Origin of the sequence: Rathayibacter sp. AY1B4, from assembly GCF_002932815.1 — a bacterium.
Lineage (GTDB): Bacteria > Actinomycetota > Actinomycetes > Actinomycetales > Microbacteriaceae > Rathayibacter.
Map to the genome: position 1 here is coordinate 44,207 of NZ_PSWN01000015.1, position 20,591 is coordinate 64,797.

Consider the following 20,591-nt stretch of genomic DNA (forward strand, 5'->3'; position numbering starts at 1 on the left):
GCCAGCATCTGACGACCTCCCGTCTCTGACGAGACACCCTGTTTTCCGACAAGGAGAAAACATTGCTCGACGTAACCACTTTCGATGAGCTGCGCATCGGCCTCGCAACGGCCGATGACATCCGTCGCTGGTCGCACGGTGAAGTGAAGAAGCCCGAGACCATCAACTACCGCACCCTGAAGCCCGAGAAGGACGGCCTGTTCGGCGAGCAGATCTTCGGACCCTCTCGCGACTGGGAGTGCTCCTGCGGCAAGTACAAGCGAGTCCGCTTCAAGGGCATCGTCTGCGAGCGCTGCGGCGTCGAGGTCACCAAGTCCTCGGTCCGCCGCGAGCGGATGGGCCACATCGAGCTCGCCGCCCCCGTCACCCACATCTGGTACTTCAAGGGCGTCCCCTCGCGCCTCGGATACCTGCTGGACATGGCGCCGAAGGACCTCGAGAAGGTCATCTACTTCGCGGCGTACATGATCATCGACGTGGACGACGACGGCCGTCACGCCGACATGCCCGGGCTCGAGAACGAGCTCCGGCTCGAGATCAAGACCCTCTCGGACCAGCGCGACTCCCGCATCGCGGACCGTCTGGCGCGCCTGGAGACCGACCTCGCCGCCCTGGAGGCGGAGGGCGCCAAGAGCGACCAGAAGCGCCGCACCAAGGACGGCGCCGAGAAGGAGATGGGCCAGATCCGCAAGTCCTTCGACGAGGACATCGCGCGGCTCGAGAGCGTGTGGGAGCAGTTCCGCACCCTCAAGGTCGGCGACCTCAAGCCCGAGGACGCGGTCTTCAACGAGCTCGTCGACCGGTACGGCGTCTACTTCGAGGCCTACATGGGCGCCGAGGCGATCAAGAAGCGCCTCGAGCAGTTCGACCTCCAGGCCGAGGCCGAGACGCTGCACCTGCAGATCGCCGAGGGCAAGGGTCAGAAGAAGATCCGCGCCATCAAGCGCCTGCGCGTCGTCAACTCTTTCCTCGCCACCGGCAACTCGCCGGCCGCGATGGTCCTCGACGTCGTCCCGGTCATCCCGCCGGAGCTGCGCCCGATGGTGCAGCTCGACGGAGGCCGGTTCGCGACCAGCGACCTGAACGACCTCTACCGTCGCGTGATCAACCGCAACAACCGACTCCGTCGCCTGCTCGACCTCGGTGCCCCCGAGATCATCGTGAACAACGAGAAGCGCATGCTCCAGGAGGCGGTCGACGCCCTCTTCGACAACGGCCGCCGCGGCCGCCCCGTCACCGGAACCGGCAACCGCGCCCTGAAGTCCCTGAGCGACATGCTCAAGGGAAAGCAGGGTCGCTTCCGCCAGAACCTGCTGGGCAAGCGCGTCGACTACTCGGGCCGCTCGGTCATCATCGTCGGCCCGCAGCTCAAGCTGCACCAGTGCGGTCTGCCCAAGCAGATGGCGCTGGAGCTGTTCAAGCCGTTCGTGATCAAGCGCCTGATCGACCTGTCGCACGCGCAGAACATCAAGGCCGCCAAGCGCATGGTGGAGCGCTCGCGCCCGCAGGTGTGGGACGTGCTCGAGGAGATCATCCGCGAGCGCCCCGTCCTGCTGAACCGCGCGCCCACGCTGCACCGTCTCGGCATCCAGGCCTTCGAGCCCCAGCTGGTCGAGGGCAAGGCGATCCAGCTGCACCCGCTCGTCTGCGCCGCGTTCAACGCGGACTTCGACGGCGACCAGATGGCCGTCCACCTGCCGCTGTCCGTCGAGGCCCAGGCCGAGGCGCGCATCCTGATGCTCGCGTCGAACAACATCCTCAAGCCCTCGGACGGCCGTCCGGTCACCCTGCCCACGCAGGACATGATCATCGGCCTCCACCACCTGACGACGATCCGCGAGGGCGCCGCCGGCGAGGGCCGCGCGTTCTCCTCCGTCTCGGAGGCGATCCTCGCGAAGGACCAGGGCTCGCTGCACCTGAACTCGAAGGTCAGGATCCGCATGTCGGACGTGTACTTCGCGCAGGGTCAGGCACCCGAGGGCGTCGAGATCGACGAGAACGGCAAGGTCACCGCGCCGGTCCTCCTCGAGACCACGCTCGGCCGCGCCCTCTTCAACGAGGCGCTGCCGGTCGACTACCCCTACTTCGAGCAGGTCGCCGACAAGACGACCATCTCCGGGATCGTCAACGACCTCGCGGAGCGCTACCCGAAGGTGGAGGTCGCCGCCTCGCTCGACCGGATCAAGGACGCCGGCTTCTACTGGGCCACCCGCTCGGGTGTCACCGTGGCGCTGTCCGACATCCTCACGCCTCCGTCGAAGCCCGAGATCATCGCGGGCTACGAGAAGAAGGCCGCGAAGGTCGAGTCCGAGTACGACAAGGGTCTGACCACTCAGGCCGAGCGCCGCCAGGAGCTCGTGAAGATCTGGACCGAGGCGACCGACGAGGTCGCCAAGGCCATGCGCGCGAACTTCCCGACGGACAACACCATCAACCGCATGGTCACCTCCGGTGCCCGCGGCAACTGGCTGCAGGTGCGCAACATCGCCGGCATGCGAGGCCTGGTGAACAACCCGAAGGGCGAGATCATCGCCCGACCGATCATCTCCTCGTACCGCGAGGGCCTGTCGGTCGCCGAGTACTTCATCGCCACGCACGGTGCCCGCAAGGGCCTGGCCGACACCGCGCTCCGCACCGCGGACTCGGGCTACCTGACGCGTCGACTCGTCGACGTCTCGCAGGACGTCATCATCCGCGAGGAGGACTGCGGCACCTCGAAGGGCCTCGACCTGCCGATCATGCTCCAGGACGCCACCGGCGCCTGGATCAAGGACTCCAACGTCGAGAACTCCGTCTACGCCCGTTCGCTCGCCACTCCGGCGTCGAACGAGGCCGGCGAGCTCGTCGCCGAGGCCGGCGAGGACGTGGGCGACGTGCTCATCGAGAAGCTGGTCGGAGCGGGCGTGCGCCACATCAAGGTGCGCTCCGTCCTGACCTGCGAGTCCGCCGTCGGCGTCTGCGCGGCCTGCTACGGCCGCTCGCTCGCCACCGGCAAGCTCGTCGACATCGGAGAGGCCGTCGGCATCATCGCGGCCCAGTCGATCGGCGAGCCCGGCACGCAGCTCACGATGCGCACCTTCCACACCGGTGGATCGGCCTCGGCCGACGACATCACGCAGGGTCTTCCCCGCGTGCAGGAGCTCTTCGAGGCCCGCACCCCCAAGGGCGCGTCGCCGATCGCGGAGGCCGCCGGCCGGATCACCATCGAGGACACCGACCGTGCCCGCCGCGTCATCCTCCAGCCGGACAACGGCGACGAGGCGGTCATCTACCCGGTGCTCAAGCGCTCGCAGCTCCTCATCGAGGACGGCCAGCACGTCGAGCTCGGGCAGCAGCTGCACGTCGGAACGGTCGACCCCAAGGAGGTCCTGCGCGTGCTGGGCGTCCGCGAGGTCCAGAAGCACCTGGTGGGCGGCGTCCAGGGCGTCTACCGCTCGCAGGGTGTGCCGATCCACGACAAGCACATCGAGGTCATCGTGCGTCAGATGCTCCGCAAGGTCACCGTGGTCGACCACGGCGACACGGAGCTGCTGCCGGGCGAGCTCGTCGACCGCTCGCGCTACAGCGAGGTCAACCGTGCGGCTCTGACCGAGGGCAAGCGGACCGCGTCCGCCCGCCAGGAGGTCATGGGCATCACCAAGGCCTCGCTCGCGACCGAGTCGTGGCTGTCGGCCGCGTCCTTCCAGGAGACCACCCGCGTCCTGACGCAGGCGGCCATGGAGGGCAAGCGCGACCCGCTGATGGGCCTGAAGGAGAACGTGATCATCGGAAAGCTGATCCCGGCGGGAACCGGTCTGCCCAAGTACCGGAACGTGTCGGTCGAGGCGACCGAGGAGGCGAAGGCCGAGCGGTACCCCAACCGCATCTTCGCCGACGACGCCGCGTTCAGCGACGCCGACCTCTCGTTCGTCGACTTCGACTCGTTCTCGAGCGACGGCTACGAGCCGGGCAACTACAGCTGATCCAGGTGAGCTGAACGATCGAAGGCCCCGTCGGGACACCGGCGGGGCCTTCGTCGTCCCCGGCCCGCGGTCACCCGCACGGGGGGCCGCCCGTTCGCGACGAGCGTCCTCCCCCGCAGGAGCGGGGTGATTGACTCGATGCGTGCTCGTCGGGTCGAGCCTGTACCCGTTCCCCGTCCTGGTCGCGGCACGTGAGGAAACGCGCGGATGAGACTCGTGATCGTCGTGCTGGCCGCACTGCTCGTGGTGGTCGGCGTCGTCGTGGTGCCCGCGGAGCGGGCGGAGGCGGCCGAGGCGGTCGCACCCTCGTCCTGCGGCGTCGCGGAGCTGGCTCCCGTGCTCACGGGCGACGACGTCCGGCCGCGCTCCGCCGCCGCCCTGGTCCCCATCGTGATGCTGCACGGCTGGCTGGGCACGGCGACGCACGACGCCGACCGCACAGGGGCCTTCTCCCATCTCGTCGACATGGTGTCGTCGGAGTCGGCGACCGCTCCGCTCGACGCTCCCGAGCCGTCCCTCCTCGGCCGGCTGCAGCAGATCGACGGCGCCGCGGTCTACACCTTCGACTACCGCCGGCTCGCCGCGCGCTGGGTCACCGACCCGGGGATCAGCGACGCGCTCGCCTCCTCGATCGCCTGCCTCGTCTCCGCGACCGGGCACCGCGCCGTCGTCGTCGCGCACTCGATGGGAGGGCTCGCCGCCCGCCAGGCGCTGAGCGGCTCGGTCGACGGGACCGCCGTCGCCTCGATGGTCTCGTCCGTCCTCACCTTCGGCACCCCGAACACGGGATCCGACGTCGCGGAGCGCCTCGGACGGATGGTCGACGACTCCGGTCAGGTCAGCCCCGCGGTGATCGCAGGACTGGACCCGCAGAGCCGGCTGAGCGTCTCGGCGATGCTCGCCTCCTGCGGGGACGCCGTCTCGGAGGACGCCGAGCACGCGGGGGAGTGCACGGGAGTGCCGATGATCGACGCCCTCGCCTCGGCGGCGGGCAAGGGACTGCGGACGGGGTCGACCGAGCTCGGCTCCCTGCCGCCCTGGCCCGCCGGCGTGCACGTGACGGCGCTGGTGGGTGATATCCAGGTGACCGCCGCGGTGGCGCTCGGCCTGGCCAGCGCCCCGGTCGACCTCGGCGACATCATGGTCGCGACCGGATCGGCGACGGCCGGGGTCGACGACTACGTGGTCTCGACCTGCCGCTACACCTACCTCGCCGCAGCGGACGTGCCGTCCCTCGTCGCCGAGCTCTCGCCGTTCGCGCGGCTCGGCGACGCTCTGCGCTTCGCGAAGCTCGTGGTCGACGTCGACGCGAGCCCGTGCCACCACGCGCGGCTGACCCGGAACGTCGACCTCGTCGAGCACGCCACCGGCGTCGTGTCGGACGTCGTCGCGGGCGAGCTGTCCGCTCCGCACGCCTCTCGAGCGCAGACCGCGGCGAGGCCGCTCCCGGCGGCGGAGGAGTCCCGGAGGCGGTTCTCGTGACCGGTCGGCGGACGCCGCCGAGGAGACATCATGTCGCGTGAGTTGACGGACGTCTGTCGGGAAGCATACGGTCGAACCGGCCCATGGGGAGGCCGCCTGGGGGACAGGCAGCGCGGCCCGCGCGGCACCCGAGCCGCATGCGCGGGCCGCGCCCGTCCCCGATCTCCTCTCACGTTCCGCCCTCCCTCCGGGTACGCTCGGCTGGACAGCAGATGTCGGAGACTCCCTCCGTGCATCCCGGCGCCGGAGGCCTGATGAGCGACGACCCCCTCGATGCGGAGGAGTCGGCGCGTCCTCCCCGCCTGACCCGCGAGCAGGTCCGCACCCGCCTGCTGGACGCCGCTCTCGCAGTCGTCCGCGCCGAGGGCCTGCGCGTCGGAGTCGCCCACCTGCCCCTCGAGGACGTCATCCGCTCGGCGGGTGTTCCGCGCAGCACCGTGTACCGGATCTGGCCCACCCGCCAGTCGTTCTACGACGAGCTGATCGCCGCGATCCCGGAGAGGGTCCTCGCCACCCGCCTCGACCAGCCGTCCCTGCGGGCCGGGAACTCCCACCTCCACCGCAGCCTCGACCCCGAGCCGACCCCGGCGCAGCGCCGCGAGGCCCTGACCGCCTCCGTCCGGGTCGCCGTCGACGCGAACGTCGACAACGTCTTCTCGTCGCAGCACTGGCGCAACTTCATCGCTCTCGCCGGCGCGGTGGGATCGCACGAAGAGCCGGCACGGACCGCCATCGGATCCGCTCTGCGGTCCCGCCAGCTGCACTTCATCGACAACATGGCGAAGTACTACGAGCACACCCTCGCCGAGGCGGGGCTCCGGCTGCGCCCGGACCGCGGCGCCTCCGCTCTCGCCTCCGCCGTCTCGGCCCTGATCGAGGGGCTGTGCATCGCGCGGATCGCGGCACCGGAGCTGGTGACCGGCCCGCTCGACCCGGCCGATCCCGACGGACCGTCGCTCGCGGTGGTGTCGGTGCTGCTGCTGATCGACGGGTTCACCGAACCGGACGAGTGATCCGGGTCGCGGGGTCCGCTCAGTCCTCCACGACCGGCTCCAGCATCCCGTCGACGATCGAGCGGATCGTCCAGGCCGCCAGGGTCCACTCGACCGGCTCGCCGTCGAGGCCGGGGGCGGTCACCGGAGCGTCGAGGTCGTCGTCGAGGAGACGGCCGCGGTGCGCGAGCCCGTCGATCACGATCGCGGTGAGGTGGGCGAGCTGGAGCGTCGTGAATCCCGGGCGCATCGTCCCGCCGAAGACCTGCAGGGTCTCCTCGTAGAAGTCGCGCATCCGGCGAGTGAGCATGCCCTCGATCCGCTTCGCCGTGGCGCGCACGGCGTCGCGTGCAGGCCCCTCCTCCATCGAGAAGGTGCAGGCGAGCAGCGCGTTGTACGAGGACCAGTCGGCGGAGCGGCGGAGCGACTCGGCATTGGCCCGCGCGCCGATGCGGATGGTCTCCCAGGCGACCCGGCGGCGGCCGGCGGCCGTGGAGAGCAGATCGGTGGAGCGCTCGTAGACCTCGCGCATCTCCTGCTGGGCCTCGGGATCGGCGCCCTCCGCGTACCGGTCCCGCACGAAGACCTCGCCGACGAGGTCGGCCACGAACTCCTCGCGCGTGCTCCAGATCCGGTAGACGGAGCTGCGCGGCACGCCGGCCAGGCGGATGTACTCCTCCATGGGCAGGTGCGCGAAGCTCACCGTGAGGCCGTGGTCGGAGACGACGTCGCGCGCCGTGGCGATCATGCGGCTGCGGACCTGCTCCGCGGGGATCCTCCGGGCCCGCCGGGAGCCCTCTGCGCTGTCGTCCATGGAGAGGGACACTAGCCGGAGACGGTGCCGCGGGTGGTCCTCCACGCGCTCCGTGAGCCGATCCGGAGCGCTCTGGGGGCGTCCTCCCACTGAGACGAAATGTCCCATCACGTGCACGACGACGTCGCGGACCGCTACGGTGCAGCCGGGGCGGACCCGAACCTGCCCCTGCTAGGGGACCCCCGTGACCGGATTCGATCGGTTCACGCTGGCCGTTGTCGACGGACCAGCGATCGAGCGCGCCGCGCTGCAGGCGCTGCTCGCGCAGCTGCTGCCGCAGTTCTCGCACGACGAGGAGGGCGTCGACCGCATCGCGGTCCTCGACCTGGACGGCGTGCCCGGCGAGGAGGTGGCCGACACCCTCGAGCGTGCGGCGGCCCGGACCGTCGGCCTCGTCGTGCTCTCCTCCTCCGACTCCCTGGAGCCGGTGCGGGCCGTGCTGCGACGGGAGAGGGCGGCGTACGTCTGGAAGGGCGACGACCCCAGCGAGCTCGCGGCGGCGGTCGTCTCGGTCGCCTCCGGCCGCACCTGGATCTCGGACACCGCCCGCCACCGGCTCGTGCACGGGCGCGAGGAGCGCCGCCCGGTGCTGAGCCCGCAGGAGAGCCGTGTGATGCGCGCCTACGGAGCGGGTGCCGCGGTCCGCACCGTCGCGGTCGACCTCAGCGTCGCCGAGCACACCGTCCGCACCTACATCAAGCGGATCCGCGCCAAGTACCTCGAGACCGGCGTCACTCTCGACTCACGGGTCGACTTCTACCGCCACCTCGGCGACCACGACGTCGCCATCCGCCGCGGCGGAGACCGGGTGCGGGCCGGCGCGCAGCAGGCGGCCGGCGACGTGGTCGGCGAGCGCCGAGCCTGAGGCGAGCAGGATCGCGTTCCCGCCGGTGCGCCCCTCGACGAAGGCCGTCGATCCGACCGCTGCGGTGACCGGGAGCAGCTCCCGGACGACCCCGCGCAGGCGGTCCAGCCTCCGGTGGTCGGCGTCGTCGGCGACGTTGACCGCGAGGAGCCCGTCGGCGCCGACCCGGGCGGCGAGCGGAGCGAGGACGGACGGGCGGTAGAACGCCTCCGGGATCTCGTCCCCGTCGTAGACGTCGAGCACGACGAGGTCGGCGCTCCAGGGCGGCAGGGGCCCTGCGGCGTCGGCCGTGAGGAGCCGGACGCGCGCGCCGCGGGGGAGCGGCGCGTGCTCGAGCACGAACTCCACGAGTCCCGCCGCGCTCTCCACCGCGAGCTGCTCGGAGCCCGGCCGGGTCGCGGCGACGTACCGGGCCAGGGCCAGGGCTCCGGCTCCGAGGTGCAGCACGCGCAGCGGCTCGCCGGGCGGGGCGGCGGCGTCGACCACCGCGCCGAGGCGCGCGAGGTACTCGAGGTGCAGAGCCCGGGGATCGCCCGGATCGATCAGCGACTGCTCCGCGCCGTCGACCGTGAGCAGCAGCGCCTCCGGTCGCACGGGATCCGGCCCCAGCACGGCTGTGCGGCCTCCCGGCAGCAGGAGGGACGGAGGCATCCCGTCACGCTAGCGCTCCTCGCGCGATCCGCCCCGCCGCCGCTACGGTGACAGGCATGGCCGCCCTGATCCTGCTCGACGTCGACGGCGTCCTGAACCCCTCCGTCCGCAGCGATCGCGCCTCGGGCTCGCACCGCCTGGAGCTCGAGCCGGAGCGGGCGGCGCTCGTCTCCCGCCTGGCCGCGGTCGGCACGATCGTGTGGGCCACGACCTGGCCGCCGCGCTTGACGCGGGTCCTCGCCCAGGACCTCGGGCTGCCGGCGGGCACGGAAGCGATCGCCTTCGACGGCGGCCTCCCGCGCGACCCGCGGTTCCCGGGCCGGACGGGCAAGCTCCAGCCCGTCGCGGTGTGGCTGGAGGCGGCCGCCGAGCGCGGCGCGATCGACGCCGTGGTGTGGATCGACGACAACCTCCACGAGGACGCGTACGACTGGGCCCGCGAGCAGAGCACCCCCTTCCACCTGGTGCGTCCGGAGTCGGCGACGGGCCTCACGAGCGACGAGGTCGCCGGTGCCGAGCACTTCCTGGCCGGACTCCCGGCGTCACACGGCGACATCCGGGAATAGGGCCGCCCCCTCCACTGGTTATCGTCACTCCGGGCGGTTCCGCCGAGCAGCGGTCCGCCCCGGGACGACCCGTCCCCTCGTCGATCCCCGCGCCGCATCCGGCGCAGCGGGACCGCCACGACTCCGTGATGCACCGAAGGACAACACCGTGACCCTCTCCGCCCGCACCTCTCTGCGCGTCCTGCTCGGCACGACCGCCGCCGCCGCCGCCCTGGTCCTCGCCGGCTGCGCGCCCGCCTCGACCGACGACGTGGTCTACGGCTCGAGCGGCGAGGGCACCGCCTCCGCGAGCTCCGGCCTGACCCTGGCCGAGGTCGAGGAGTCGGGGAAGCTCACCATCGGCACCGAGGGCACCTACCCGCCCTTCTCCTTCCACGCCGACGGCGGGACGGGAGCTCTCACCGGCTACGACGTCGACGTGATCACCGCCGTGGCCGAGAAGCTGGGCGTCGAACCCGACTTCCAGGAGACGCAGTGGGACGCGATGTTCGCGGGCCTGGACGGAGCGCGCTTCGACGTGATCGCGAACCAGGTCTCGATCAACGACGAGCGCGAGGCGAAGTACGACTTCTCGGAGCCGTACTCGGTCAGCCCCGGCGTCGTGATCGTCCCCTCGAGCGACACCTCGATCACCGACCTCGCCGGCCTCTCCGGCAAGACCACCGCGCAGTCGCTCTCGAGCAACTGGTACACCGTCGCGCAGGAGAACGGCGCCGAGGTCGAGGGCGTCGAGGGCTGGGCGCAGGCCATCGCCCTCGTCGAGCAGGGCCGCGTCGACGCGACCGTGAACGACCGCCTCACCTGGCTCGACTGGTCCACGACCTACCCCGACCAGGCCGCGGGCCTCAAGGTCGCCGTCACCACCGACGACACCTCCGAGAGCGCCTTCACCTTCCCGAAGGGCTCGGACGACCTCGTCGAGGCCGTCGACTCCGCCCTCGACGAGCTGCGCGAGGACGGCACCCTCGCCTCCATCTCCGAGCGCTACTTCGGAGCCGACGTCTCCCAGTAGCCCCACCCCGAGACGGCTCCTCCCCTTCCGGGAGGGGCCGTCTCGTGCGTGAGCGGTCCCGTCGCGGGGGAGCGGCGGAGCGGCTCAGGCCGCGGGTCCGCCTGCAAGGGCGCCCGCCCCGGCGCGAAGCGTGCCAGCATTCCCCAGGAGGCGGACACGATCCGCCCCCGACGCCACCACCCGATCGAGCCGACCGCGGATCCTCCCGCGAAGGCGGGAGAACACAATGGACCTCGTCCTCCGGTCGTTCTGGCCGATCCTCTCCGGGGGCATCGTCGGGACGATCCCGCTCGCGCTGGCGAGCTTCGCCATCGGGCTCGTGCTCGCGCTGGCGGTCGCCCTGATGCGGCTCTCCCGGGTGCGGATCCTCTCCTGGATCGCGCGTGCCTACATCTCCGTCATCCGGGGCACGCCGCTCCTGGTGCAGCTGTTCGTGATCTTCTACGGGCTGCCGAGCCTCGGACTGAAGATCGACCCCTGGCCCAGCGCCACCATCGCGTTCGCCCTCAACGTGGGCGGCTACGCGGCGGAGGTGATCCGCGCGGCGATCCTCAGCGTCCCGAAGGGGCAGTGGGAGGCGGCGCACACGATCGGCATGAGCCGCTCGCTCTCGCTGCGGCGCATCATCCTCCCGCAGGCCGCGCGCGTCTCCGTCCCGCCGCTGTCGAACACCTTCATCTCGCTGGTGAAGGACACCTCGCTGGCCTCCCTCATCCTGGTGACCGAGCTCTTCCGGCAGGCGCAGAAGATCGCCACCGCGTCGAGCGAGTTCATGCTCCTCTACCTCGAGGCCGCTCTGATCTACTGGCTCATCTGCCTGGTGCTCTCCAGCGGCCAGGGCCTGCTCGAGAAGCGATTGGACCGCTATGTCGCCCGCTGACACTCCGACCGACGCCCGGCCCGTGCTCAAGGCCCGCGGCCTCCGCAAGTCGTTCGGCGGGGTGGAGGTGCTGCGCGGCATCGACCTGGAGGTCCACCGCGGCGAGGTCGTCGCCCTGATCGGGCCGTCCGGCTCGGGCAAGACCACCGTCCTGCGCTCGCTGAACAGCCTCGAGGTGCCGGACGGCGGGGTGGTCGAGCTCGCCGACGGCAGCGTCCTCGACTTCGACCGCGGCGTCGGACGGAAGGCGCTGACCGGGCTGCGCGACCACTCCGCGATGGTCTTCCAGCACTTCAACCTCTTCCCGCACCTGACCGTCCTCCAGAACGTGACGGAGGGGCCGCTGCGAGTGCAGCGCCGTTCCGCGTCCGAGGTGGTCCCGGAGGCGGAGCGCCTGCTCGAGCGCGTCGGCCTCGGCGGCCGGGGGAGCGCCTACCCCTTTGAGCTCTCCGGCGGTCAGCAGCAGCGCGTGGGCATCGTCCGGGCGCTCGCGCTGCGGCCCGATCTGCTCCTCTTCGACGAGCCCACCTCGGCGCTGGACCCGGAGCTGGTCGGCGACGTGCTCTCGCTGATGCGGGAGCTGGCGGGGGAGGGCTGGACCATGCTCGTCGTGACGCACGAGCTCGAGTTCGCCCGGCAGGTGGCCTCGGAGGTCGTCTTCATGGCCGACGGCGTGGTCGTCGAGCGGGGCGCCCCTGCGCAGATCCTCCGGGAGCCGCGCGAGGCGCGCACCCGGCAGTTCCTGCACCGCCTCCTCCACCCGCTCGAGTAGACGGTCGGCGCTGTCCCCCGTCGACGGGGAGCCGCGCGGCGCACCGGGCGCGGCGGAAGGCGTGCCTATGCTGTCCGGGTGACCTGGAGCAGCGACGCCGAGACCACGCGGATCCCCTCCGCGACCGAGACGTCCGGCGGAACCGGACCCCAGCCGACCCGGGAGTACGTCTGGCCCGAACCCGTGACGGGCCGGCAGCCGACCGTCGAGCCCGTCGCCCCGGCCGTCGCGGCGTCCGCCCCCAGCGCCCTCGGGCCGGTCGAGGCCGAGCCCGAGCCGGTCCGGCGCTCCGGCAACCGTCTCGCGGGCCTCGCGCTCGCCCTCCTGACGACCGCGGTCTTCGCCGTCCTGTACCTCGTCGCCCTGACGGCGATCCGCCTCCTCGGCGACCGCGTCGGCGGCGACCCGGTCGCCCTCGCGCTGGACGCGGCACCGACCGCGCTCTTCCTCGCCCCGGTGGCCGCGTTCCTGGTCGGCCTGGCGCTGATCGTGCTGGTCGTGAACCGCGCGGGCTGGTGGGCCTACGTCCTCGGCGGCTTCCTCGTCGCCCTCCTCACGGCCGCGGCCGCGCTGGTCGGCGGCTGGAGCGCCGTCGGACCGCTCGCCCTGCCGATCGACCGCTCCCTCGCGCTCGACTACGTCCGCGATCCCGCCGTCCTCGCGGCGGTCCTCGCCGCCGGCGTCCTCGGCCGGGAGGCGAGCGTCTGGGGCGGCGCCGCGATCGCGGGCCGTGCCCGGGGCGTCAAGCGCCGCAACGCCGAGCGCGAAGCGGCCGCGCAGTCGTGACTCCGGAGGGGCAGGGGCAGGGCCGCGGAGCCGGCCTGGGCTACGGCCTCGCGCTGGCCGGCTTCGCCGCGTTCCTCTACCTCGCCCTGGTCGTCTGCGCGTTCGGGGTCCTCAGCCTCCTGCTGGACCAGGACGTCGTGCCCGAGCGCGACGCCGGTCCGCTGCTGGGGCCGGTGTCGGTGGCGGTCTGCGTCGTCGCCGTGCTGGTCGCGATGGTGACCCTCGCCGCCCGTCCCGCCGTTGACCGCGTCCTCGGCCCGTCGCTTCTGACCGGGGTCGTCGTCTACCTGCTCTTCCTCCTCACCGGCGGAGCGCTCTACGGGCTCGGCCGCCAGGAGCCGGGGGAGATCCTCGGCTGGATCCTCGACCACGCCCCCACTGTCTTCGCGATCGCGACCGGCGTGCTCGCGGCGGCCGTCCAGCTCGTGTTCCTCCTGCTCCTGGCCCGTCGCGACGCCGGCGGCCGCAGCCCTCACTGGGGCTGGGAGGGCGACGAGCGGGAGTGAGGGCGGAGTCCCGGCGCGGCTCGTCGCGGCGCTGCGGCATCTCCCAGGGCGAACGCCGCTCGGTTGACCGGCCCCGTCACTCCCCGTAATATTCTTCGGGTGTGCGCTTTGCCGTGCGCTCGTGTCGTGCCTCCGGGTCGATGCGGTCGCCGCACTTCGCTCCACCGGGTCCGCGAGGATCCGCGGGTTCGTCCGATCGGGCGGCCCCCACGGCATACCCCTCACCCTCCCGGTCCCGCTCGCGGGGCCGCGGGGTGCGTCGGGTCCAGATGAACTCGGCCGTTCCCGGAGACGGGAGGGCCGAATGTCGACCATCGATCCGCTGTCACCGTGCAGCATTCAAGGAGCAAAACCAGTGCCAACGATTCAGCAGTTGGTCCGCAAGGGACGCACGCCGAAGGTCACCAAGACCAAGGCGCCCGCCCTGAAGGCCAACCCCCAGCAGCGCGGCGTCTGCACGCGCGTCTACACGACCACGCCCAAGAAGCCGAACTCGGCCCTCCGCAAGGTGGCCCGCGTGAAGCTCTCCAACGGCACCGAGGTCACCGCCTACATCCCCGGCGAGGGCCACAACCTGCAGGAGCACTCGATGGTGCTCGTGCGCGGCGGTCGCGTCAAGGACCTCCCCGGTGTCCGCTACAAGATCGTTCGCGGCGCCCTGGACACCCAGGCCGTCAAGAACCGCAAGCAGGCTCGCAGCCGGTACGGCGCGAAGATGGAGAAGAAGTAATGCCTCGTAAGGGCCCCGCTCCCAAGCGCCCCGTCGTCGCAGACCCCGTCTACGGCGCCCCCATCGTCAGCCAGCTCGTCAACAAGATCCTCCTGGACGGCAAGAAGGGCCTCGCCGAGCGCATCGTCTACGGTGCCCTCGAGGGCGTCGCCGGCAAGAACGGCCAGGACGCGGTCGTCACCCTCAAGAAGGCGCTCGACAACGTCCGCCCGACCCTCGAGGTCCGCAGCCGCCGCGTCGGCGGCTCGACCTACCAGGTCCCGGTCGAGGTCAAGCCCCACCGCGCCAACACCCTCGCGCTCCGCTGGCTCACCAGCTACGCGAAGGCCCGTCGCGAGAAGACGATGACCGAGCGTCTCATGAACGAGATCCTCGACGCGTCGAACGGTCTGGGCGCCGCTGTCAAGCGTCGCGAGGACACCCACAAGATGGCCGAGTCGAACAAGGCCTTCGCGCACTACCGCTGGTAGCGCACCCCGCGGCCGCCTCCGGGCGACCGCGACCACCGGGCCCGCGGCGTCACCGCTGCGGGCCCGGTCCCGGCGGCGGATCGCCCGATCCCCGCGACCGGGCGACCGCCACCACCAGAATCCCAGCCATTCGGCCATGAACCCGGTGCGCTGGCTCCATCACCTATCGGAGGAACTCCGTGGCACAAGATGTGCTCACCGACCTGAACAAGGTCCGCAACATCGGCATCATGGCCCACATCGATGCCGGCAAGACCACCACCACCGAGCGCATCCTGTTCTACACGGGTATCACGCACAAGATCGGCGAGGTCCACGACGGCGCCGCGACGATGGACTGGATGGCGCAGGAGCAGGAGCGCGGCATCACGATCACGTCCGCCGCGACGACCTGCTTCTGGAACAAGAACCAGATCAACATCATCGACACCCCCGGTCACGTCGACTTCACGGTCGAGGTCGAGCGCTCGCTCCGCGTCCTCGACGGCGCCGTCGCCGTCTTCGACGGCAAGGAGGGCGTCGAGCCCCAGTCCGAGACCGTCTGGCGTCAGGCCGACAAGTACGACGTCCCGCGCATCTGCTTCGTCAACAAGATGGACAAGCTCGGCGCCGACTTCTACTACACGGTCGACACGATCATCAAGCGCCTCGGCGCGAAGCCGCTGGTCATCCAGCTGCCCATCGGCGCGGAGTCCTCCTTCGAGGGCGTCGTCGACCTGGTCGAGATGCGCGCGCTCACCTGGCGCGGCGACTCGAAGGGCGACGTCGCGCTCGGCGCGAAGTACGAGATCGAGGAGATCCCGGCCGACCTCGCCGACAAGGCGGCGGAGTACCGCGAGAAGCTCCTCGAGACCGTCGCGGAGACCTCCGACGAGCTGCTCGAGAAGTACTTCGGCGGCGAGGAGCTCACCGTCGCGGAGATCAAGGGCGCCATCCGCAAGATGACCGTCAACTCCGAGATCTACCCGGTGCTCTGCGGCTCGGCGTTCAAGAACCGCGGCGTCCAGCCGATGCTCGACGCTGTCGTGGACTACCTCCCCTCCCCGCTCGACGTCCCCGCCATCGAGGCGCACGACGTCCGCGACGAGGAGAAGGTCATCATGCGCCACGCGGACTCGACCGAGCCCTTCTCGGCGCTCGCGTTCAAGGTCGCCGTGCACCCGTTCTTCGGCCGCCTGACCTACGTCCGCGTCTACTCGGGCAAGCTCGACTCCGGCGCCCAGGTCATCAACTCGACCAAGGGCAAGAAGGAGCGCATCGGCAAGATCTTCCAGATGCACTCCAACAAGGAGAACCCGGTCGACTCGGTCACCGCCGGCCACATCTACGCCGTCATCGGCCTCAAGGACACCACCACCGGTGACACCCTGAGCGACCCGGCCGCGCAGGTCGTGCTCGAGTCGATGACCTTCCCGGAGCCCGTCATCGAGGTCGCCATCGAGCCCAAGACGAAGGCGGACCAGGAGAAGCTCGGCACCGCGATCCAGAAGCTCGCGGAGGAGGACCCCACCTTCCGCACCGAGCAGAACCAGGAGACCGGTCAGACGGTCATCAAGGGAATGGGCGAGCTGCACCTCGACATCCTGGTCGACCGCATGAAGCGCGAGTTCAACGTCGAGGCCAACGTGGGCAAGCCCCAGGTCGCGTACCGCGAGACGATCCGCCGCACGGTCGAGAAGTACGACTACACCCACAAGAAGCAGACGGGTGGCTCCGGCCAGTTCGCGAAGGTCCAGATCACCATCGAGCCGATGGAGGTCGAGGCCGACAAGACCTACGAGTTCGTCAACGGCGTCACCGGTGGCCGCGTCCCGCGCGAGTACATCCCCTCCGTCGACGCGGGCATCCGCGACGCCATGCAGGTCGGCGTGCTCGCCGGCTACCCCATGGTCGGCGTGAAGGCGACCCTGGTCGACGGAGCGGCGCACGACGTCGACTCCTCCGAGATGGCGTTCAAGATCGCCGGCTCGATCGCGTTCAAGGAGGCCTCGCGCAAGGCGCAGCCGGTCCTCCTCGAGCCGCTCATGGCCGTCGAGGTCCGTACTCCCGAGGAGTACATGGGCGACGTCATCGGCGACATCAACTCGCGTCGCGGGATGATCCAGTCGATGGAGGACGCCACCGGCATCAAGGTCATCCGGGCCAACGTCCCGCTGTCCGAGATGTTCGGCTACATCGGAGACCTGCGCTCGAAGACCTCGGGCCGCGCCGTCTACTCGATGACGTTCGAGACCTACGCCGAGGTCCCCAAGGCCGTGGCCGAGGAGATCGTCCAGAAGAACAAGGGCGAGTAGCTCCGCCCCTGGGCCGTCGCCGTTCCCCGGAACGGCGGCGGCCTGGTAGTGTCGTGCGGGTTTGCTGCCGAGTGCAGCGCGCCCCCTGTCGCAGCGGGACGGCCGCACGACCACTGCCGGTAACATACGTACACAAAACCCCCGCAAGTCCTCCTGTCCTCGTGCCGCCCCGTGCGGCCGCCCGGATGCGGATGCTTGCACCTAAGTCCTGAGGAGGACCCACAGTGGCTAAGGCCAAGTTCGAGCGGACCAAGCCGCACGTCAACATCGGAACCATCGGTCACGTCGACCACGGAAAGACCACGCTCACCGCGGCGATCTCGAAGGTTCTGGCGGACAAGTTCCCGTCCGCGACCAACGTCCAGCGTGACTTCGCGTCGATCGACTCCGCTCCCGAGGAGCGCCAGCGCGGCATCACGATCAACATCTCGCACGTCGAGTACGAGACGCCGAAGCGCCACTACGCGCACGTCGACGCCCCGGGTCACGCCGACTACATCAAGAACATGATCACCGGCGCGGCCCAGATGGACGGCGCGATCCTCGTGGTCGCCGCCACCGACGGCCCGATGGCTCAGACCCGTGAGCACGTCCTCCTCGCCAAGCAGGTCGGCGTCCCCTACCTCCTCGTCGCGCTGAACAAGGCCGACATGGTGGACGACGAGGAGATCCTGGAGCTCGTCGAGCTCGAGGTCCGCGAGCTCCTCTCGTCGCAGGGCTTCCCCGGCGACGACGCCCCCGTCGTGCGCGTCTCCGGCCTCAAGGCCCTCGAGGGCGACGACACCTGGACCCAGTCGATCCTCGACCTGATGGACGCGGTCGACGAGTCCATCCCGGACCCGGTGCGCGACAAGGACAAGCCGTTCCTCATGCCGATCGAGGACGTCTTCACGATCACCGGTCGTGGAACCGTCGTCACCGGCCGTGCGGAGCGTGGAACCCTCGCTCTGAACTCCGAGGTCGAGATCGTCGGCATCCGCCCGACGCAGAAGACCACGGTCACCGGAATCGAGATGTTCCACAAGCAGCTCGACGAGGCCTGGGCCGGCGAGAACTGCGGTCTGCTCCTCCGCGGCACCAAGCGCGAGGACGTCGAGCGCGGCCAGGTCGTCGTCAAGCCGGGTTCGGTCACGCCGCACACGGACTTCGAGGGCACCGCGTACATCCTGTCCAAGGATGAGGGTGGGCGTCACAACCCGTTCTACGCGAACTACCGTCCGCAGTTCTACTTCCGCACCACCGACGTCACCGGCGTCATCACGCTGCCCGAGGGCACCGAGATGGTCATGCCCGGCGACACCACCGACATGACGGTCGCGCTGATCCAGCCGATCGCCATGGAGGAGGGCCTCGGCTTCGCCATCCGTGAGGGTGGACGCACCGTGGGTGCCGGTACGGTCACCAAGATCATCAAGTAGGTCCGTCCTACCGATCTCTCGAGAGGGGTCGTCCGCTTCGGCGGGCGGCCCCTCTCGTCGTTCCCGGGGACGCCCGGCTAGCGTGGCCGCATGCCCTTCGTGAAGAGCGACCCCCGTGCCCTCCCGCAGTTCTTCGAGTGGGAGGCGGCCGGCCTGGACTGGCTGCGCGCGGCGGACGGCGGTGCGCGCTGTGTCGGGGTGGAGAGGGTGTCGCCCGGGCGCATCGAGCTGGAGGAGATCCGCTCCGCGCGACCCTCCGCCGAGTCGGCTCGGGCCTTCGGCGCCGCGCTCGCCCGGACGCACGACGCCGGAGCCGCGGCCTTCGGAGCGCCGCCCCCGGGATGGACCGGCCCCGCCTACATCGGCCGCCGCGGGATGCCGTGCCGCCCGGACGACTCGTGGGGGCGCTTCTACGCGGAGCAGCGGGTGCGGCCGTTCCTCGGCCCCGCCGTGGAGGCGGGCAACCTCACGGCAGCCGAGTCGCGGCTCGTCGAGCAGGCTCTGGACCGGGTGGCGACCGGAGCCTTCGACGACGGTGCGGGGCCCGCCAGGATCCACGGGGACCTCTGGACCGGCAACGTGCTCTGGTCGGCGGACGGCGCCGTCCTGATCGACCCCGCCGCTCACGGGGGACACCGCGAGACCGATCTGGCGATGCTGGCCCTCTTCGGTGCTCCGCACCTCGACGCCGTCCTCGAGGGCTACCGCGAGCAGCATCCGCTGGGGGCCGGCTACGAGGAGCGGGTGCCACTCCACCAGCTGCACCCGCTCGCCGTCCACGCCGCCGGTCACGGTCCCTCCTACGGCCGCGCCCTGGCAGACGCAGCGGAGCAGGTGATCGCACTGGCCGGCTGACCGGCGCGCCCGCACCGTTCCCCCAGCCGGGAGCGCCACACTGAGGCACGCGCCGCCCTGTGCGCGTTTACAAGGAGGCATCATCGTGGATCTCGGGAAGCTCGGACGCCAGGCCGGCGAACTGCTCAACAGCCGGAAGGCCCAGGACGCGTTGCGGAGCGAGAAGGCCGAGCAGGTCTCCGACCAGACCCTCGAGAAGGCGGGCGAGATCGCCAGCCGCCTCACCAACGGCAAGTACGACGACCGCATCGAGGACCTGAAGCGCCAGGCCGACAAGCGGATCGGCAACGAGTAGCGGCTGCCGTCCGACTGCTCCTCCCCGCCGTCAAGCGGGTGCGGGCCTCGGATCCGCCGTCCTATCGTCGGATCGATGGCTGACACTCGCGCGCAACGACTCCGCAGGACCGATTCGAGCGGGCGCGGCTACACCCGGGTGCGCGCGGGCTCCGGCTTCAGCTACCGCGACCCGAAGGGCGCGACCGTCGCCGACAAGGAGCTGCGCGCGCGCTTCGACCGTCTCGGCATCCCGCCGGCCTGGACGGACGTCTGGATCGCCCCGTATCCCAACGGGCACATCCAGGCCACCGGCGTCGACTCCGCCGGCCGCCGCCAGTACATCTACCATCCGACCTGGCGCGAGCAGAAGGACCGGATCAAGTTCGACCGGGCGCTGCGGCTCGCGGAGGCCCTGCCCGGGGCGCGCCGGGCCGTGACCATCGCCCTCCGCTCGGACGGCCCAAGCCGCGAGCGCGCGCTGGCCACCGCCTTCCGGATGCTCGACACCGGATCGCTCCGCGTCGGCAGCGAGAGGTACGCGAAGGAGCACGGCAGCATCGGCCTCTCGACGCTCCTGTGCGCGCACGCCACGACCCACGGGGACCGGGTCGCCCTCGCCTTCCCCGGGAAGAGCCATCAGGCGTGGACGAGCGAGATCCTCGACCACGACCTCTCGCGCGTCGTCCGTGCTCTCAAGCGTCGCGGGCCGAACGCCCGCCTGCTCGCCTGGAAGGACGGGCGGGAGTGGCGGCCGATCTCGGCGCCCGAGATCAACGACTACGTGCGCGAGCGCGCCGGCGACGACTTCACGGCGAAGGACTTCCGCACTCTGCACGGCACGGTCGCGGCCGCGCTGAGCCTGGCGAAGTCGGGCCCGCAGGCCACGCAGCGCGCTCGGAACTCCGCGATCGCCCAGGCGATGCGCGACGCCTCGGACGTGCTCGGGAACACGCCGACGGTCGCCCGCGCCAGCTACGTCGACCCGCGGCTGCTGGACCACTTCCGCGCCGGCGAGACCATCGACGCGTCGCGCCCCGCGTCGGCCGAGACCGCCGTCCGGGCACTGCTCTTCGAGTAGCGGGGGAGGCGCTCCGACCCGCGCTGCTGCTCGGAACGACCGGCTCCCCAGGGCCGTCACGACGTGCTCGCGGAGGAGCCCTCCGGCGCGACACGCCCGGGTTGCAGGGGTGGGGCATCTGTGGGAGACTCTTCTAGTTCAAAATTTCCTCTCGGGCGGCGTGCTGCTCGGAGGGGGACACT

General features: G+C 70.9%; 18 protein-coding genes. 17 read left to right on the top strand and 1 reads right to left on the bottom strand.

Annotated elements, in window-relative coordinates:
• Window positions 1-62: 62 nt before the first annotated feature.
• The 3 genes from C5D66_RS11110 (at window position 63) to C5D66_RS11120 (ending at window position 6,457) form a co-directional block, all read left to right on the top strand.
• Complete coding sequence (locus C5D66_RS11110) at window positions 63-3,962, top strand: DNA-directed RNA polymerase subunit beta' (RefSeq protein WP_104224580.1); 3,900 nt, start codon at window positions 63-65, stop codon at window positions 3,960-3,962.
• 207 nt (window positions 3,963-4,169) lie between these two features.
• Window positions 4,170-5,444 (top strand): triacylglycerol lipase, encoded by a 1,275-nt coding sequence (locus C5D66_RS11115; protein ID WP_104255696.1) that lies wholly within the window; start codon window positions 4,170-4,172, stop codon window positions 5,442-5,444.
• Window positions 5,445-5,698: 254 nt separating this feature from the next.
• Window positions 5,699-6,457, top strand: a complete 759-nt coding sequence (locus C5D66_RS11120; protein WP_146083162.1) for a TetR/AcrR family transcriptional regulator — start codon at window positions 5,699-5,701, stop codon at window positions 6,455-6,457.
• Window positions 6,458-6,476: 19 nt separating this feature from the next.
• Here the strand turns inward: C5D66_RS11120 and C5D66_RS11125 are convergent, their stop codons facing one another.
• A complete protein-coding gene (locus tag C5D66_RS11125) occupies window positions 6,477-7,250 on the bottom strand; it encodes a TetR/AcrR family transcriptional regulator (protein ID WP_146079318.1) in 774 nt (257 codons plus the stop codon).
• Window positions 7,251-7,434: 184 nt separating this feature from the next.
• Between C5D66_RS11125 and C5D66_RS11130 the strand changes: the two genes are divergently transcribed.
• The 14 genes from C5D66_RS11130 (at window position 7,435) to C5D66_RS11195 (ending at window position 20,409) form a co-directional block, all read left to right on the top strand.
• Window positions 7,435-8,115: a LuxR C-terminal-related transcriptional regulator gene (locus C5D66_RS11130; protein ID WP_104255699.1), complete on the top strand. Its 681-nt coding sequence runs from the start codon at window positions 7,435-7,437 to the stop codon at window positions 8,113-8,115.
• 707 nt (window positions 8,116-8,822) lie between these two features.
• Window positions 8,823-9,332 (top strand): HAD domain-containing protein, encoded by a 510-nt coding sequence (locus tag C5D66_RS11135; RefSeq protein ID WP_104255700.1) that lies wholly within the window; start codon window positions 8,823-8,825, stop codon window positions 9,330-9,332.
• Between the two features lie 148 nt (window positions 9,333-9,480).
• The gene (locus tag C5D66_RS11140) at window positions 9,481-10,344 is read left to right on the top strand and encodes an amino acid ABC transporter substrate-binding protein (RefSeq protein ID WP_374952934.1); all 864 of its coding nucleotides are present in this window, start codon (window positions 9,481-9,483) and stop codon (window positions 10,342-10,344) included.
• A 226-nt stretch (window positions 10,345-10,570) separates the two neighbouring features.
• Window positions 10,571-11,224: an amino acid ABC transporter permease gene (locus C5D66_RS11145; protein WP_104224574.1), complete on the top strand. Its 654-nt coding sequence runs from the start codon at window positions 10,571-10,573 to the stop codon at window positions 11,222-11,224.
• Complete coding sequence (locus C5D66_RS11150; protein ID WP_104255701.1) at window positions 11,211-11,996, top strand: amino acid ABC transporter ATP-binding protein; 786 nt, start codon at window positions 11,211-11,213, stop codon at window positions 11,994-11,996. Before C5D66_RS11145 ends, C5D66_RS11150 begins: the two co-directional genes overlap by 14 nt.
• Window positions 11,997-12,074: 78 nt before the next feature.
• On the top strand, window positions 12,075-12,782 hold the full coding sequence (locus tag C5D66_RS16815) for a hypothetical protein (protein WP_146079319.1): 708 nt from the start codon (window positions 12,075-12,077) through the stop codon (window positions 12,780-12,782).
• Window positions 12,779-13,288: a DUF6121 family protein gene (locus C5D66_RS11160; protein ID WP_104255702.1), complete on the top strand. Its 510-nt coding sequence runs from the start codon at window positions 12,779-12,781 to the stop codon at window positions 13,286-13,288. The genes C5D66_RS16815 and C5D66_RS11160 overlap by 4 nt, the downstream gene beginning before the upstream one ends.
• 355 nt (window positions 13,289-13,643) lie before the next feature.
• The gene (gene rpsL / locus C5D66_RS11165) at window positions 13,644-14,018 is read left to right on the top strand and encodes a 30S ribosomal protein S12 (RefSeq protein ID WP_011186743.1); all 375 of its coding nucleotides are present in this window, start codon (window positions 13,644-13,646) and stop codon (window positions 14,016-14,018) included.
• Window positions 14,018-14,488, top strand: a complete 471-nt coding sequence (gene rpsG / locus C5D66_RS11170) for a 30S ribosomal protein S7 (RefSeq protein WP_068251443.1) — start codon at window positions 14,018-14,020, stop codon at window positions 14,486-14,488. The genes rpsL and rpsG overlap by 1 nt, the downstream gene beginning before the upstream one ends.
• Window positions 14,489-14,667: 179 nt before the next feature.
• Window positions 14,668-16,782: an elongation factor G gene (gene fusA, locus C5D66_RS11175; RefSeq protein WP_104224571.1), complete on the top strand. Its 2,115-nt coding sequence runs from the start codon at window positions 14,668-14,670 to the stop codon at window positions 16,780-16,782.
• 224 nt (window positions 16,783-17,006) lie between these two features.
• Complete coding sequence (tuf, locus tag C5D66_RS11180; RefSeq protein ID WP_104224570.1) at window positions 17,007-18,200, top strand: elongation factor Tu; 1,194 nt, start codon at window positions 17,007-17,009, stop codon at window positions 18,198-18,200.
• 90 nt (window positions 18,201-18,290) lie between these two features.
• Complete coding sequence (locus C5D66_RS11185) at window positions 18,291-19,055, top strand: fructosamine kinase family protein (RefSeq protein ID WP_104255703.1); 765 nt, start codon at window positions 18,291-18,293, stop codon at window positions 19,053-19,055.
• Window positions 19,056-19,140: 85 nt separating this feature from the next.
• Window positions 19,141-19,350: an antitoxin gene (locus tag C5D66_RS11190; protein WP_159939075.1), complete on the top strand. Its 210-nt coding sequence runs from the start codon at window positions 19,141-19,143 to the stop codon at window positions 19,348-19,350.
• 75 nt (window positions 19,351-19,425) lie between these two features.
• Window positions 19,426-20,409 carry a DNA topoisomerase IB gene (locus tag C5D66_RS11195; protein WP_104247600.1) on the top strand — a complete coding sequence of 328 codons (984 nt, stop codon included), beginning with the start codon at window positions 19,426-19,428 and terminating at the stop codon, window positions 20,407-20,409.
• The last annotated feature ends 182 nt before the right edge of the window (window positions 20,410-20,591 follow it).

What these genes read in the sequence shown, in the direction of transcription:
- C5D66_RS11125 (WP_146079318.1), bottom strand. Translation starts at nt 7,250, where the DNA reads ATGGACGACAGCGCAGAGGGCTCCCGGCGGGCCCGGAGGATCCCCGCG.
- C5D66_RS11145 (WP_104224574.1), top strand. Translation starts at nt 10,571, where the DNA reads ATGGACCTCGTCCTCCGGTCGTTCTGGCCGATCCTCTCCGGGGGCATC.
- C5D66_RS11150 (WP_104255701.1), top strand. Translation starts at nt 11,211, where the DNA reads ATGTCGCCCGCTGACACTCCGACCGACGCCCGGCCCGTGCTCAAGGCC.
- C5D66_RS11120 (WP_146083162.1), top strand. Translation starts at nt 5,699, where the DNA reads ATGAGCGACGACCCCCTCGATGCGGAGGAGTCGGCGCGTCCTCCCCGC.
- C5D66_RS11115 (WP_104255696.1), top strand. Translation starts at nt 4,170, where the DNA reads ATGAGACTCGTGATCGTCGTGCTGGCCGCACTGCTCGTGGTGGTCGGC.
- rpsG (WP_068251443.1), top strand. Translation starts at nt 14,018, where the DNA reads ATGCCTCGTAAGGGCCCCGCTCCCAAGCGCCCCGTCGTCGCAGACCCC.
- C5D66_RS11195 (WP_104247600.1), top strand. Translation starts at nt 19,426, where the DNA reads ATGGCTGACACTCGCGCGCAACGACTCCGCAGGACCGATTCGAGCGGG.
- C5D66_RS11185 (WP_104255703.1), top strand. Translation starts at nt 18,291, where the DNA reads ATGCCCTTCGTGAAGAGCGACCCCCGTGCCCTCCCGCAGTTCTTCGAG.
- C5D66_RS11135 (WP_104255700.1), top strand. Translation starts at nt 8,823, where the DNA reads ATGGCCGCCCTGATCCTGCTCGACGTCGACGGCGTCCTGAACCCCTCC.